Raw genomic sequence first — 13943 nt, 5'->3', positions numbered from 1 at the left:
ATCAGGCCAGACGACCGTGGCACTGTTTATATTTTTTGCCTGAGCCGCATGGGCAAAGGTCATTACGGCCCACTTTCCTTTCGCCACCTTGTGCTGCTAAGGCTTCGGCTGCTGCGGTTGCATCATCAACATGGCTCAGTTGTTGCTGCTGTGCTAAGCGCTCCGCTTCTTCACGACGCTGCTGCTCCATTGCTTCAACTTCTTCTGGCATGCGTACCTGGACCTTGCTCAGGGTACTGATCACTTCGTACTTCAGTGACTCCAGCATTGCTGCAAACATAGAGAAGGATTCACGCTTATATTCCTGCTTCGGATCTTTCTGTGCGTAACCGCGCAAGTGGATCCCCTGACGCAGATAGTCCATCGCCGCCAGATGCTCTTTCCACAGCGAATCCAGCGTTTGCAGCATCACGCCTTTTTCAAAGTTCCGCATCATCTCTGCACCAACCACTTCTTCTTTGGCAGCATAGTTTTCAGCAGCATGGCTCATGATGCGTTCGCGCAGCGTCTCTTCATGCAGATCAGGCTCTTTATCCAACCACTCAGCAATTGGCAGGTTCAGATCGAAGTCGTTACGCAGACGCTCTTCCAGGCCCGCGACATCCCACATCTCTTCCAGCGACTGCGGTGGAATGTAAGTATCGATGGTGGTTTTATAGACATCTTCACGGATGCTGTTGATGGTTTCAGATACATCAGACACATCCAGCAGTTCGTTACGCTGGCTGTAGATGGCGCGACGCTGATCGTTAGCAACGTCATCGTATTCCAGCAGCTGTTTACGAATATCGAAGTTACGACTTTCCACTTTGCGTTGAGCGTTGGCAATTGCTTTGGTCACCCATGGATGCTCAATCGCTTCGCCTGGCTTCATACCCAGTTTACGCATCATGTTTGATACGCGATCCGAAGCGAAGATACGCATCAAGGCATCTTCCATCGACAGGTAGAAGCGTGAAGAACCGGCATCACCCTGACGACCAGCACGACCACGCAGCTGATTATCGATACGACGTGATTCGTGACGCTCAGTACCAATGATGTGCAGGCCACCCGCCGCCAGCACTGCATCATGACGCAGTTTCCAGGCGGCTTTCATCGCCTCAATTTGCTCTTCAGTCGGCTCGTCCATCGCGGCAAGCTCAGCCTGCCAGCTACCGCCCAGCACGATATCGGTACCGCGACCGGCCATGTTCGTTGCGATAGTTACCGCAGCTGGCTGGCCCGCTTGTGCCACGATATCCGCTTCACTGGCGTGGAATTTCGCATTCAGCACGCTGTGTTTAATGCCTGCGCGCGTCAGCTCATTGGAGACCACTTCGGATTTCTCAATCGAAATTGTACCCACCAACACCGGCTGCCCCTTTGCAGTACAGGCGCGAATGTCTTCGATAATGGCATCGATCTTCTCTTTCTCGGTCATGTAGACCAGATCGGCCATATCTTTACGCACCATCGGACGGTTAGTTGGCACCACGATAGTGTCGAGTTTATAGATAGAGCTAAATTCGAATGCTTCGGTATCTGCCGTACCGGTCATACCGGCCAGTTTTTCGTAGATACGGAAGTAGTTCTGGAAGGTGATAGAAGCCAGCGTCTGGTTTTCATTCTGGATTTCCACGCCTTCTTTCGCTTCAACGGCCTGATGCAGGCCATCAGACCAGCGGCGACCTTGCATGGTACGACCGGTATGTTCATCGACGATGACCACTTCACCGTCTTTGACGATGTAATCTACATCACGGGTGAAAAGTGCATGAGCACGCAGTGCCGCCGTAACATGGTGCATCAACATAATGTTGGTCGGTGAGTAGAGTGACTCGCCCTCTTCCATAATGTTTTGGCTAACCAGCAGCTCTTCAACTTTCACCAGGCCACGCTCGCTCATGTGCGCCTGACGTGCTTTCTCATCGACCCAGAAATCGCCTTCGCCCTGGAAAGTCTCAGAGTCTTCTTTCTCCTGGCGGACCAGGTGCGGGATGATCTTGTTAACTTTGGTATACAGTTCAGAACTGTCTTCAGCAGGACCAGAGATGATCAATGGCGTACGTGCTTCATCGATCAAGATGGAGTCGACTTCATCCACCAACGCATAATGCAGTTTACGCTGCACGCGCTCTTCCGGGCTGAATGCCATGTTGTCACGCAGGTAGTCGAAGCCGTATTCGTTGTTAGTGCCGTAGGTGATATCGGCTGCATAGGCTTCACGCTTTGCCACGGCTGGCATATTTGGCAGGTTAATACCAATGGTCAGGCCAAGAAACTCAAACAGTGCGCGGTTATTTTCGGCGTCACGTTGCGCCAGATAGTCGTTGACGGTCACCACGTGCACGCCTTTGCCGCTCAGCGCATTCAGGTAAGCAGGCAAAGTTGCGGTCAGGGTTTTACCTTCACCGGTGCGCATCTCCGCGATACAACGTTCGTTCAGCACCATGCCGCCGATCAGCTGCACATCAAAGTGGCGCATGCCAAATACGCGCTTACTAGCTTCGCGTACGGTGGCAAAAGCTTCTGGAATAAGACTTTCAAGGCTCTCGCCTTTTTTCAGGCGCTCACGGAACAGGTCAGTTTTCGCTTTCAGTTCATCATCGGAGAGCTTAACGAAATCTGGCTCCATCTTGTTGATGATGTCTACCACTTTACGCATACGGCGCAGAGTACGATCGTTGCTGCTGCCAAATACTTTAGTTAACAATTTGATTAACATGATAAATTTTTCTCAATTCAGCCGTGATCTCACGGACTGCAAAATCTAAAACAGGATGCGGAAAAAAGGTTAGCAGTTAAGCTTCGAAAGGTCCGGCGCGGATGCCGTGAATAGCAGCCTGCCAATCAGCAGAAGAGTGGATTTGCGGCTCGCTGTGACGCAGGTTTTGCTGCGGCTCAACGACAGTAAGTGGCTGTGCGGGAGAGGTTAAAAGCGCTTGAAGCGAACCAATCAACGCCAGCTTTTGCGCCGCCAGCGGTAAAGCCTGGTCGGCCTCAGCCTGAGCGGGTGGCGTCATGCTAAAGGAAAGGTGGCGTATCACCGTACGAATTGCATGCTGATGCCAATAATCGACGTTAAAATTCGGTCGACGCGCGCTTTCCTGCAAACGAATGAGATGATCGAACTGAACAACATTGCCAACAAATAGGCTGCTGATCGGCGAATCGTTCGCCGTGGGTTCAGAGCTTTGCGCGCAGGCAGGCAAGCCCAAACTGGCCGCCACCATCCCCAAAAGGAGATGAGGCCAGAAATAGCGTCTGCCTAATTGTCGCCAGCGTGAGAAAATCCCGATCACAACCCGTCCACAATGCATTGAATAAAGTAATAAAGCTGTCGACTAAAACTGCGTTAACCAGCTTATATGAGCGCCAGATGATAGCACTTATGTGCGGCTTCGACACCAGTGATTAAAGGGCCCACGGCGGAATTCACGTTTTTTTGTATAGCGTTTCACCAGTCACGACAGTGAATTGAGATCGGTTTGGCAGGGTTAGGTGCGAGGCAATAAAAAACGGCAGGTTCAACTGACCGGAGAGGGTGTCAGCGAAACCTGCCGTTTTATGTCTGACTTAAGCCAGAACTAAATTAGGTGCTTTGAATGCCAGTGGCAGTTCAGCTTCGTCTTCAAAGGTCGCCCATTCCCAGGCTTCCTGCTTCGCCAGAACCGCTTGCAGCAACTTATTGTTCAACGCATGTCCAGATTTAAAGGCGGTAAATGCGCCAATAACATTGTGACCGCACATGAACAAGTCACCGATCGCGTCGAGCATTTTATGACGAACAAACTCGTCTTCAAAGCGCAGACCGTCTTCGTTTAATACGCGGAAATCATCGAGGCCAATCGCACAATCTAAACTACCGCCCAGGCACAGGCCTTTAGACTGCAGATATTCGATTTCACGCATAAAGCCAAAAGTGCGCGCACGGCTGATTTGACGCACAAAGTTCTCAGCCGAGAAGTTGAGCTGATAACGCTGCGAGCTTGAGTCAATCGCCGGGTGCTTGAAGTCGATGGTAAAGTCGAGTGAAAAACCGTTGTACGGCTTAATCTCGGCCCACTTATCACCATCTTCAACACGCACCGTTTGCTTAACGCGCACGAATTTCTTCGCACTGTTCAGCTCTTCGATGCCAGCATCCATCAGCAGATAGACAAAAGGCGCGGCACTGCCATCCATAATCGGGATTTCCGGTGCATCAACTTCAACAATAATGTTGTCGATGCCCAAGCCCGCCAATGCGGCGTTCAGGTGTTCAACTGTTGAAATACGCACGCCTTCATCATTCACCAGGCAGGTACTCAGCATGGTGTCGCGCACATATTTTGCATCAGCCGGGAAATCAACCGGTGGATTCAAGTCAGTGCGACGATAGATGACCCCGGTATTAGCCGACGCAGGGCGTAAGGTCAGCGTGACTTTCTTGCCGGTATGTAAACCGACACCAGTCGCCTGAACAATACGTTTTAATGTCCTTTGTTTGATCATCGCTTTATCTCGCAATATTACCCTTCCGACCGCCAGTATAAATTACCAGCGGGGGAATACTTTAGCACAAAGAGCGGAGAATCCCAATTATCGGGATATTCTTAGTCTGCCTGTTTACGCAGGAAGGCTGGAATATCAAGGTAGTCGGGTTCTTTGCTGGATGATGCTGGTTGCTCATTCACCACTTTAGCTGCAGGCTTCTGCTCCTGCGGCAGTGGCGCCATGCCATGCTGCTGGTAGCGATGATCCATCACAGGTTGAGTAGCCGGTTTGTTGGTCACTAACGTGATTTCTGGACGCTTATCCATGCCAATACCGGTGGCAACTACGGTTACGCGCAGTTCGTCATTCATCTCTGGATCCAGAGATGTACCGATTACTACGGTAGCGTTGTCAGACGCAAAGGCGCGGATAGTGTTACCCACGGTTTCAAACTCGTCCAGACGCAGGTCGAAGCCGGCAGTGATGTTGACCAACACGCCGCGCGCGCCAGACAGGTCGATATCTTCCAGCAGTGGACTGGAGATAGCCATTTCTGCCGCTTCTTCCGCACGGTCTTCACCGCATGCCACACCGGAACCCATCATGGCGTAACCCATTTCTGACATCACGGTACGTACGTCCGCAAAGTCGACGTTCATCAGTCCAGGACGCGTGATCAGCTCAGCGATACCCTGCACTGCACCTTTCAACACGTCGTTGGCTGCACCAAACGCATCCAGCAAAGAGATGCCACGGCCAAGAACTTTCAGCAATTTGTCGTTAGGAATAGTGATTAATGAATCGACGTGCTTAGAAAGTTCGGCGATACCCTGCTCAGCAAAAGCCATACGCTTTTTGCCTTCGAAGTTGAATGGCTTAGTCACCACCGCAACGGTCAGGATACCCAAATCTTTTGCTACTTCAGCCACAACTGGCGCTGCACCAGTACCGGTACCGCCACCCATGCCTGCGGCGATGAACACCATGTCTGCACCATCCAGCGCAGCACGCAGTGCTTCGCGATCCTCTTCCGCAGAGTTACGGCCCACTTCTGGGTTCGCACCTGCACCGAGACCTTTAGTGATATTGGTCCCGATCTGGATCGTCTGGCCGACCGCTGTCTTACGCAACGCTTGCGCGTCGGTGTTTACAGCGAAGAATTCTACACCTTCGATACGCTCGCGTACCATGTGCTCTACGGCGTTGCCGCCGCCACCGCCGACGCCGATGACTTTAATCACCGCGTCATTGGTTAATTCCATAGGTTCAAACATGATTTCTCTCCGTTATGTGCCTGTCGCCTGGAGATCATAAACATTGCCAGCATGATCTCCTTTTTCAAAAATTAAAACTCTTTCTTCAGCCAGCTGTTGATTCGCTTAAACCAATTGCCCACCGAAGCACGTTTTTCCGTTTCTGCATCACCGTTCATGTGTGACTCTTTGCCGTAATGCAGCAGGCCAACCGCCGTAGAGTAATACGGCTCCTGCGCATAATCCGTCAGGCCGGTGATGTTAAGCGGCTGTCCAATGCGCACTTGCGTGTGAAACACGCGCTGTGCGCAGGCTGCCAAACCTTCAATCTGCGCCGCACCACCGGTCAGCACGATACCCGCTGCCAGATGATGTTTTACGCCCTGCTGGCGCAGCTGCTCCTGTAGTTGCAGAATCTCGTCATTGACCAGATTCAGCAGTTCGGTGTAACGCGGCTCAATCACTTCCGCCAGCGTTTGACGCTGCAGGCTACGTGGTGGACGACCACCCACGCTCGGCACCTCTACGTTTTCGTCTTTGCCGACAATCGAGCCCAATGCACAACCGTGACGCACTTTAATCGCTTCCGCGTCAGTTGGCGGCGTGCCAAAAGCGTAGGCAATATCACTGGTTACCACGTTCCCAGCATACGGGATCACTTTGGTATGACGCAGTGCACCGCCAGTATAGACAGCGATATCCATTGTACCGCCACCGATATCAACAACACAGACTCCCAGCTCACGTTCGTCTTCAGTTAATACTGAGAAACTGGAGGCCAGTCCGGCAAAAATCAGTTGGTCAACTTTCAGGCCGCAACGTTCAACGGCTTTGACAATATTTTTTGCCATATCGTTGTGGCAGGTGATCAAATGTACTTTCGCCTGCATACGCACGCCGGAAAGTCCCACCGGATTCTTGATGCCTTCCTGGTAATCGATGGCATATTCCTGCGGAATGACATGCAGGATACGATGTTCATCACGTACGCGAACGGATTTCGCCGTATGCACCACGTTCTCTACATCATCCTGAGTCACTTCCTCTTCCGAAATCGGAACCATCCCGATTTCGTTCTGGCAACTGATATGTTTGCCCGATAAAGCAAGGTAGACCGATGAAATCTGGCAATCCGCCATCAGTTCAGCCTGATCGATGGCTCGCTGTACGCATTTCACCACCGACTCAAGATCGTTTACGCCGCCTTTATCCATGCCGCGAGACGGGCAACTGCCCACCCCAATAATATTGACCATACCATCGGGCAGAATTTCCCCAACCAGGGCGGACACCTTCGCGGTGCCAATTTCGAGTCCTACTACCAGTTTTCTGTCCGTTGCCTTGATCATTGTGGTTTAGCCTGTGCCTGGTTCTGTTGCTGATTACTGTCCTGTGGCTCAATCGGTGCTGCTGCCCAACCAACTGCGGCGCCGGAGTCATATCGCAAATCGACATAGGTGATGCGCTGATTCTGACTCAGACCATGCTGCTGCAGATCCGGATAAAGCTCTATAAAACGGTTCAGACGCTTCATGGTATCGCTGCGTCCCAACTCGATGCGCACATCGTCACTGGTCACCAACTGCCACGAGCGCCGCGCCGTCATCGACGCGACCTTCAGGGTAAACTTGTTAGCCTTCAACACATCACTCATGGTGTGATAGCCGGCTAACACCTCATTTTCACTGCCTTCCGGGCCATACAGCATTGGCAAGGTTTCTTTGCCAACGTGGCTGGCCGGGACGCTGAAGGAGACGCCATCGGCATCGACCATGTGTGAATCGTTCCAACGTGCGACCGGAACATACTCCACCAGGTTTATCTTCAGCTCATCAGGCCACTGCTTCCGCACACTGACCTGCTTAATCCAGGGTAAACGCTCAATCTGCTGCTGGATGATATCCACGTTCTGCGACATGAATGTCCCCGGTGCACCGAGCGATAAAATGGCCTGGCGAATATCATCATGCGTGGTGTAGTGGGTTTGGCCCGTTACTACCAGCTTTGATAAGGGTAAGCGCGAGGCGTCATTCATCCACTTCAGCACCACAAGGCCGCCCGCCACCATGATGCCCAGCACAATCAGCAGGAACACGATGCCGAACAGTCGTGCACCGTTGCTACGCCCGGAGCGTAGACGCTCCTGAGGTTCGCGATTGCGTACTCGTATCGCCGCCTGAGACATATCAGTCAGCCAGCTCCAGAATACGCGCTACCAATTGAGGGAAGCTGTATCCCGCCTGCTTAGCGCCCATTGGCACCAAACTATGGCTGGTCATGCCTGGCGAGGTATTCACTTCCAGCAGCTGGAAATTACCCTCACCATCGGCCATCACGTCAACGCGGCCCCAGCCGCTGCAACCCAGCGCGCGCCAGGCTGCCCATACCAATTTCTGCAATTCTGCTTCTCGCTCAGCACTTAAACCGCTCGGACAGAAGTATTCAGTATCGTCAGAAATGTATTTAGCTTCATAGTCATAGAACTCGCTGGCGGTTTTAATTCTGATAGAAGGCAGAATTTGTTCACCCACGATGCCTACGGTGTACTCTGCGCCGCTTAAAAAAGCTTCAATTAATACGTCGTCATCATGACGAAATGCTTCTTCTAACGCCGCAGGTAGCGCATCCGCATGGTTTACGCGGCTGATGCCAACGCTGGAACCTTCGCAGCTTGGCTTAACAAACAGCGGTAAACCCAATGCTTGTATGGCGGCAACGGTATCCGCATCCAAACCTTGCTGATGCTGCTGACGCGTTAGCCAGACGAATTTGCCTGAAGGCAATCCCCTGCCCTGCCACAGCAATTTACTGCGCAGTTTGTCCATGGTGATGGCAGAAGCCATCACGCCGCTGCCGGTATACGGCAGCTGCAAAAAATCCAGCACCGCTTGTAACGTGCCGTCTTCGCCACCGCGGCCGTGCAGCGCGATAAACGCCTTAGCAAAGCCTTGCTGTTTCAGATCCAGCACCGACACATCACGCGTATCAACAGCATGTGCATCAATGCCCATTTCACGCAGCCCGGCCAGCACGGCCGCACCTGACATCAGCGACACTTCACGCTCTGCCGAGGTACCGCCCATCAATACTGCGACCTTCTCAGTCATGACGCGCCTCCGTCTTAACCGCCGGCTGCAGTTGGCTATCGGCCAGCTTACGTGCAATCTTGCCGATGTTACCTGCGCCCTGAACGATCACCAGATCGTCGCCCGACAGCAACGGTGCCAAAGCATCTGGTAAAGCGTCATGCTCAGAGACCAAAATGGGATCAACCTTGCCACGATTACGAATCGCGCGGCACAGCGAGCGACTGTCAGCGCCCGGAATGGCGGCTTCACCGGCTGGATAAACATCCAGCATCAGCAGTACATCAACCTGCGACAGCACATTGGCGAAATCATCAAACAGGTCACGCGTACGCGTGTAGCGATGCGGCTGGAACACCATAACCAGCTTTTTGTCAGGCCAGCCCGCACGTGCCGCTTTGATGGTGACATCAACTTCGGTTGGATGGTGGCCATAATCATCGACCAACATCGCGCTGCCCGGGTTGCCATTGACGGCGGCGGTATCAAACTCGCCCAGTACGTCAAAGCGGCGCCCGGTTCCCTGGAAGCTCTCCAGTGCGGCCAGAATCGCGTTGTCTTCAATCCCTTCTTCGCTGGCTACGGCCACAGCCGCCGCCGCGTTTAATGCGTTATGTCGACCGGGCGCATTCAGCGTCACTTTCAGCACCGGTTTATCATGGCGAATCAGAGTGAAATGACCTTGCGCGCCACGCTGTTCGTAATTCTCGATACGTACATCGGCGTCTTCGCTGAAGCCGTATGTGGTAACCTGGCGGCCTACACGCGGAATCAGATCACGAATCACCGCGTCATCAACACACATCACCGCACGTCCGTAGAATGGCAGGTTGTGCAGGAAGTTAATGAAGGTCTGCTTCAGGTTCTCGAAATCGCCTTGATAAGTGTCCATATGGTCGGCTTCGATGTTGGTAACAATCGCCACCATCGGCTGCAGATGCAGGAAGGACGCGTCACTTTCGTCCGCTTCCGCAATCAGGTAACGGCTGCTGCCAAGGCGCGCATGCGTTCCCGCAGCTTTCACTAAGCCACCGTTGACGAAAGTCGGATCCAGTCCGCCCTCCGCATAAATGCTGGTCACCATTGCGGTAGTGGTGGTTTTACCGTGCGTGCCAGCCACGGCAATGCCGTGACGGAAGCGCATCAGTTCGGCCAGCATCTCCGCGCGACGAATCACGGGAATGCGCTGTTCGCGCGCGGCCACCAGCTCAGGGTTATCCTGCGCCACGGCCGTAGACACCACGACTACACTCGCATCGGTGACGTTTTCCGGGCGATGGTTGAAGTAAATCGTCGCGCCCAACGCGGCCAAATGCTGTGTCACCGGGTTCGGCGCCAGATCAGAACCGCTGATGTGATAACCTTCGTTCGCCAACACCTCGGCAATACCGCCCATGCCAGCACCACCGATGCCGACAAAGTGAATGTGCCGGACGCGACGCATCTCGGGCACAATAGAACGCAGTTTTGCCAATTGTTGTGTATTCATCTGTTTCAATTACCTGTTTTTCCCGTTTGTACCTGCTGAAGGTACGGGCCAAATCAACTGGCCGATTAATTTACTTCGCGACACGTGCCACTTCATTTGCAACCCGCTCGGTTGCATCGGGAATCGCCACCTGACGGGCTTTCTCTGCCATCGCCAATAATGTGGTGCGATCCCAGTGACGCAGCGTGTCCGCTACTACAGCCGCAGTAAATTGCGGCTGCTCGAAAATTTTGGCTGCGCCCGCTTTTTCCAGCGGCAACGCATTCCAGTACTGCTGACGATCTTTATGCTGGAACGGCACGAAGATCGCCGGTAAACCTGCGGCAGCGACTTCACTGACCGTCAATGCGCCGGAGCGACAGACAACCACATCCGCCCACGCGTAGGCTTCTGCCATGTCATCGATAAATTCGGTGACTTTATGTTGCGGCTGGCCGGCTGCATGATAAGCCTGCTGCACGATTTCCAGTCCGCCTTTACCGGTTTGGTGCCAAACCGTAATCGCTTCGCCCAACTCAGCAGCCACTTGTGGCACGGTCTGATTGAGGATGCGAGCGCCCTGACTGCCACCCACTACCAGCACGCGAATCGACCCAGAACGTCCGCTCAGTCGCACTGCGGGTAACGGCAGAGCTAACACATCGGTACGCACCGGATTTCCCACCACTTCGGCGTTAGGGAATGCGCCCGGAAATGCCTGCATCACTTTGGTAGCGATTTTTGCCAGCCACTTGTTGGTGAGTCCGGCAATGCCGTTCTGCTCATGCAGTACCACCGGAATCCCGCAGCTCCATGCCGCTAAACCACCGGGACCTGAAACATAACCGCCCATGCCCAGCACCACATCCGGCTGCCAGTTTTTCATGATGCGACGCGCCTGGCGCCACGCATTAATGATGCGTACCGGTGCCAGTAACTGCGCTTTCACACCTTTACCGCGCAAACCGCTGATGCGGATAAAATCAATCTCAATACCGTTTTTCGGCACCAAATCCGCTTCCATTCGGTCAGCGGTTCCCAGCCAGCGAACCTGCCAGCCTTGTTCCATCAGGTGATGGGCAACGGCCAGACCGGGGAACACGTGTCCACCAGTACCGCCTGCCATGACCATCAGCCGTTTGCCACTCATCGAGCACCTCGGGTAAACGCCTGGGCTTTTGCCAGACGCGTTTCATAATCTATGCGCAATAAAAACACGATGGCGGTCGACATGATGATCAGACTCGAACCACCGTAACTGATCAGCGGCAGTGTCAGACCTTTGGTCGGCAGCATACCCGCGGCCGCACCGACATTAACCAGCGCCTGGAAGCTAAACCACACGCCAATTGAACAAGCGAGGAAGCCTGAGAAGCGCTGATCGATCTCCAGAGCACGGCGACCAATCGACATCGCGCGAAAAGCGACGAAGAATACCATCAACAGCGCCAAAACCACACCGACATAACCCAACTCTTCGCCGATGATGGAGAAGATAAAGTCAGTGTGTGCTTCCGGCAGATATTCCAGTTTCTGCACCGAGTTGCCTAAGCCCTGGCCCCAGAACTCACCGCGTCCAAACGCCATCAATGACTGCGTGAGCTGATAGCCGCTACCAAAGGGATCTTCCCATGGATTCCAGAAGGAAGTAACGCGGCGCATACGGTAAGGTTCGGCGATGATCAGCAGCACCACAGCAAAAATGCCGGAGCCAATGATCGCCAGGAACTGCCACATTTTCGCACCGGCGAGAAACAGCATCGCCAGTGTGGTAACAAACAGCACCACCACGGTGCCGAGGTCGGGCTGGGCCAGCAGCAATACCGCCAGCACCACCATCACACCCATCGGCTTACAGAAGCCCCAGAAGTTGTTACGCACCTCTTCCACTTTGCGCACCAGATAGCTGGCGAGATAGCAGAACAGCGTTAATTTTGAGAGCTCAGCTGGCTGAATACGCAGCGGGCCAAGGGCAATCCAGCGCGACGCACCATTTACCGAGCTACCCACCACTAATACGATCAGCAGCATCACAACCGAAACCATCAGCATTACGTTGCTGTAGCGCTGCCAGAAATCCATCGGGATGCGCAATGTCACTAACGCCATGCCAAACGCCAGTGCGATATAAAACGCATCACGCTTGGCAAAATAGAATGGATCTTCGTTCAAACGTTGACCCACCGGCATGGATGCCGAGGTCACCATCACGAAACCGATCAGCGCCAGCCCAAAGGTCAGCCATAGCAGCGTGCGATCGTACAGCACCACCGGCGCATCATCATTGTCGCGTGCGCCCATCACCCAATCGCGTAGGCGCAGTGACAGATAGTTGGCGATACCGGCTCCAGGAATGCGCATCAACTCAACTCCTTCGCCAGCTGCGCGAACTGATCGCCACGCTGCTCAAAATTGCGGAATTGATCGAGGCTGGCGCAAGCAGGTGACAGCAGCACCATATCGCCGGCTGTCACCTGTGCAGCAATTTGCGTCATCGCCTGCTGCATAGTGTCGGTGCGCGTGGCAATCTCCGGGCGCAGCGCCGCTAAGGCATCGCCATCGCGACCAAAGCAGAACAGCTTCACCTTGTCACCCTGCAGATAGCGCGCCAGCGGGCTGAAATCAGCCGACTTACCGTCGCCGCCGAGCAGCAGCCATAACGTTCCTTTTACCTGCAGCCCATTCAGCGCCGCTTCAGTGCTGCCGACGTTGGTGGCTTTTGAATCGTTAATCCAGCGCACGCCATTGGCTTCATGCACCAACTGAAAGCGGTGCGCCAGGCCGGTGAGCGTGGTTAAGGCTTTCAGGCTGGAGGCGCGCGGAATGTTCACCGCGTCAGCCAATGCCAGTGCTGCCAGCGCGTTGGTGTAGTTATGTTGCCCCACCAACGTCATCTCATCGGTATTCAGGACTTTCTCGCCCTTCGCCCGCAGCCAGGTGCTGCCCTGCTGCTGATTGAGATGATAATCGCCAAGGTTGATACCGAAGCTCACGCAGCGCTGATCAACACCGCGCACCGGCATCGTCATGCCATCATCAGCATTCACTACGCAGACGCTGGCATTTTCGTAAATGCGCAGCTTAGCCGCGCGATATTGCTGCATGCCCAACGGATAGCGATCCATATGATCCTCGGTAAGATTGAGGATCGTCGCAGCCGCGGCTTTTAAACTGTGGGTAGTTTCGAGCTGGAAGCTGGACAACTCCAGCACATAGAGCTGCGCTGGCGATTTCAGTAGCGTCAGCGCCGGCAAACCAATGTTGCCGCCAACGCCCACCTGCCAACCTGCTGCGCGGGCCATTTCGCCCACCAGCGTCGTCACGGTGCTTTTGCCGTTTGAACCAGTAATCGCCACAATCGGGGCCTGCGCTTCGCGACAAAACAACTCGATATCGCCAATGATCTCAATGCCAGCATCAGCAGCCTCGCTTAAGGCAGGATGTGCCAGTGCGATACCCGGGCTTGCAATAATCAGATCCGACGCCAGCAGCCAATCGCTGTTGATACCGCCAACATAGCGCTCAACCGAGGCTGGCAGCTTGTCCAGTCCCGGCGGCGAGACACGGGTATCCATCACGCGTGGCGTAACGCCTTGCGCAAGGAAGAAATCAACACAGGACAGGCCAGTAATGCCTAATCCGATGATGACGACTTTTCTGCCCCGATAGTCAGCCATG

General features: G+C 54.0%; 11 protein-coding genes. All 11 read right to left on the bottom strand.

What is annotated here, in order from left to right; genetic code table 11:
- Position 1: 1 nt before the first annotated feature.
- Complete coding sequence (gene secA, locus WH298_RS13200) at positions 2–2707, bottom strand: preprotein translocase subunit SecA (protein ID WP_180823057.1); 2706 nt, start codon at positions 2705–2707, stop codon at positions 2–4.
- Between the two features lie 76 nt (positions 2708–2783).
- Positions 2784–3284, bottom strand: a complete 501-nt coding sequence (secM, locus tag WH298_RS13195) for a secA translation cis-regulator SecM (protein ID WP_007888640.1) — start codon at positions 3282–3284, stop codon at positions 2784–2786.
- A gap of 274 nt (positions 3285–3558) precedes the next feature.
- Entirely contained in the window at positions 3559–4476 is a 918-nt protein-coding gene (gene lpxC, locus WH298_RS13190) for a UDP-3-O-acyl-N-acetylglucosamine deacetylase (protein WP_007888639.1), read from the bottom strand.
- Between the two features lie 101 nt (positions 4477–4577).
- The gene (ftsZ, locus tag WH298_RS13185; RefSeq protein WP_007888638.1) at positions 4578–5732 is read right to left on the bottom strand and encodes a cell division protein FtsZ; all 1155 of its coding nucleotides are present in this window, start codon (positions 5730–5732) and stop codon (positions 4578–4580) included.
- 71 nt (positions 5733–5803) lie between these two features.
- Positions 5804–7060, bottom strand: a complete 1257-nt coding sequence (gene ftsA, locus WH298_RS13180; RefSeq protein WP_007888634.1) for a cell division protein FtsA — start codon at positions 7058–7060, stop codon at positions 5804–5806.
- Complete coding sequence (gene ftsQ, locus WH298_RS13175) at positions 7057–7896, bottom strand: cell division protein FtsQ (protein ID WP_180823056.1); 840 nt, start codon at positions 7894–7896, stop codon at positions 7057–7059. The genes ftsA and ftsQ overlap by 4 nt, the downstream gene beginning before the upstream one ends.
- A 1-nt stretch (position 7897) precedes the next feature.
- Positions 7898–8818, bottom strand: coding sequence for a D-alanine--D-alanine ligase (locus tag WH298_RS13170; RefSeq protein ID WP_180823055.1), 921 nt, complete (start codon positions 8816–8818; stop codon positions 7898–7900).
- A complete protein-coding gene (gene murC, locus WH298_RS13165) occupies positions 8811–10286 on the bottom strand; it encodes a UDP-N-acetylmuramate--L-alanine ligase (protein ID WP_007888621.1) in 1476 nt (491 codons plus the stop codon). Before murC ends, WH298_RS13170 begins: the two co-directional genes overlap by 8 nt.
- Before the next feature lie 70 nt (positions 10287–10356).
- Positions 10357–11415, bottom strand: coding sequence for an undecaprenyldiphospho-muramoylpentapeptide beta-N-acetylglucosaminyltransferase (gene murG / locus WH298_RS13160; protein ID WP_180823054.1), 1059 nt, complete (start codon positions 11413–11415; stop codon positions 10357–10359).
- Positions 11412–12626, bottom strand: coding sequence for a cell division protein FtsW (ftsW, locus tag WH298_RS13155; protein WP_007888617.1), 1215 nt, complete (start codon positions 12624–12626; stop codon positions 11412–11414). Before ftsW ends, murG begins: the two co-directional genes overlap by 4 nt.
- Positions 12626–13942, bottom strand: coding sequence for a UDP-N-acetylmuramoyl-L-alanine--D-glutamate ligase (gene murD / locus WH298_RS13150; RefSeq protein WP_180823053.1), 1317 nt, complete (start codon positions 13940–13942; stop codon positions 12626–12628). The genes ftsW and murD overlap by 1 nt, the downstream gene beginning before the upstream one ends.
- Between the last annotated feature and the right edge of the window lies 1 nt (position 13943).

The sequence above is a fragment of the Pantoea nemavictus genome, from assembly GCF_037479095.1.
GTDB classification, from domain to species: Bacteria; Pseudomonadota; Gammaproteobacteria; order Enterobacterales; family Enterobacteriaceae; genus Pantoea; species Pantoea nemavictus.
This window is presented reverse-complemented; position numbering and strand designations above follow the sequence as displayed.

What these genes read in the sequence shown, in the direction of transcription:
- ftsZ (WP_007888638.1), bottom strand. Translation starts at nt 5,732, where the DNA reads ATGTTTGAACCTATGGAATTAACCAATGACGCGGTGATTAAAGTCATC.
- lpxC (WP_007888639.1), bottom strand. Translation starts at nt 4,476, where the DNA reads ATGATCAAACAAAGGACATTAAAACGTATTGTTCAGGCGACTGGTGTC.
- WH298_RS13170 (WP_180823055.1), bottom strand. Translation starts at nt 8,818, where the DNA reads ATGACTGAGAAGGTCGCAGTATTGATGGGCGGTACCTCGGCAGAGCGT.
- ftsW (WP_007888617.1), bottom strand. Translation starts at nt 12,626, where the DNA reads ATGCGCATTCCTGGAGCCGGTATCGCCAACTATCTGTCACTGCGCCTA.
- ftsA (WP_007888634.1), bottom strand. Translation starts at nt 7,060, where the DNA reads ATGATCAAGGCAACGGACAGAAAACTGGTAGTAGGACTCGAAATTGGC.
- murD (WP_180823053.1), bottom strand. Translation starts at nt 13,942, where the DNA reads ATGGCTGACTATCGGGGCAGAAAAGTCGTCATCATCGGATTAGGCATT.
- ftsQ (WP_180823056.1), bottom strand. Translation starts at nt 7,896, where the DNA reads ATGTCTCAGGCGGCGATACGAGTACGCAATCGCGAACCTCAGGAGCGT.
- murG (WP_180823054.1), bottom strand. Translation starts at nt 11,415, where the DNA reads ATGAGTGGCAAACGGCTGATGGTCATGGCAGGCGGTACTGGTGGACAC.
- secA (WP_180823057.1), bottom strand. Translation starts at nt 2,707, where the DNA reads ATGTTAATCAAATTGTTAACTAAAGTATTTGGCAGCAGCAACGATCGT.
- murC (WP_007888621.1), bottom strand. Translation starts at nt 10,286, where the DNA reads ATGAATACACAACAATTGGCAAAACTGCGTTCTATTGTGCCCGAGATG.